Below are 1310 nucleotides of genomic sequence, written 5' to 3' on the forward strand. Positions count from 1 at the left end.
CGCCTCAAAGGCGCGTCCGCCACGAGCATCGCCCCGGTCGCCGCCTCCCTGGCCACCCACGGCCTGATCCGCCAGGGCGAGCGGGGGTATTTGGGATAAATTCATATATCTCTCCGTCATTGCGAGCGGAGCGAAGCAATCCAGAAAACATGAGCCATGGATTGCTTCGTCGCGGACTCCCACGCAGAGCCTGGCTTCTCGCAATGACGGAATTTATGTGCGCCACTGCGTTTATATGCCATCACGATCGATGTATTCGTCATTGCGAGGCCGCCTCGGCCGTGGCAATCCAGACTTCCGCACACACTGGTCTTGCGCCGCGTTCACGCCTTCCTCTGGATTGCTTCGTCGCGGACTCCTCGCAATGACGGTGTTTATGTACGCCAGTGCATTTATATGCCGTGACAGCCGATGCGTTCGTCATTGCGAGAAGCCAGGCTCTGCGTGGGCCGCTTCGGCCGTGGCAATCCAGACGCTCACACACACCATGGGCCTTACGCCAATTCAGCACCCTGTCCTGGATTGCTTCGTCGCGGACTCCCACGCAGAGCCTGGCTTCTCGCAATGACGGTGTCTATCTACGCCAATCTCCTAATATAATGGAATCACTATGAAAACCATGCAACCATGCGTTTACATCATGGCCAACAAAAGAAACGGCACCCTCTATACCGGCGTCACCTCCAACCTCGTACAGCGCGTCCATCAGCATAAACAAGGGATGTCCGGATTCACGGGGAAATACGGCTGCACCTTGCTCGTCTGGTACGAACCGCACGACAACATGCACAACGCCATCTTTCGAGAAAAGCAGATCAAGGCGGGAAACCGCAAAAGGAAGCTTGCCCTGATTGAATCAATCAATCCGCAATGGCGGGATTTGTCCGAGGTGATCGTGGAATGATCACGATAAAGAACCATCGCTTTGGTCCATCTTCCTTTCCGTCATTGCGAGCACAGCGATGCAATCCGGAAGACAGAAAACCTGGATTGCTTCGTCGCGGACTCCCACGCAGAGCCTGGCTTCTCGCAATGACGGAGTTTATGCGCGCCATTGCCTCTCCATGCCATCACGGCAGAGATACTCGTCATTGCGAGGCCGCTTCGGCCGTGGCAATCCAGCCCCCGCCCGACCCTTGGCGTCATTTCCATTGGGATGTATGGACGGGATAAACGGGAGGGCCGTCGATATGCGTCATCAAAAACACATGGATCCTGGCGAAATGGTCGCCGCCATCCTGGGCGGAATGTTCGCGGTCGGTTTTTTCGGAGCAACCCTACTCCCCTTCTCCATCGGCAAATACTTCGGA

At 56.1% G+C, this 1310-nt stretch carries 1 protein-coding gene; it reads left to right on the top strand.

The features are described 5' to 3' along the window. The first annotated feature begins 619 nt into the window (after nt 1-619). The gene (locus EOL86_15195) at nt 620-904 is read left to right on the top strand and encodes a GIY-YIG nuclease family protein (GenBank protein ID NCD26915.1); all 285 of its coding nucleotides are present in this window, start codon (nt 620-622) and stop codon (nt 902-904) included. The last annotated feature ends 406 nt before the right edge of the window (nt 905-1310 follow it).

Source organism: Deltaproteobacteria bacterium, from assembly GCA_009930495.1.
Lineage (GTDB): Bacteria > Desulfobacterota > Desulfovibrionia > Desulfovibrionales > Desulfomicrobiaceae > Desulfomicrobium.

What these genes read in the sequence shown, in the direction of transcription:
- EOL86_15195 (NCD26915.1), top strand. Translation starts at nt 620, where the DNA reads ATGCAACCATGCGTTTACATCATGGCCAACAAAAGAAACGGCACCCTC.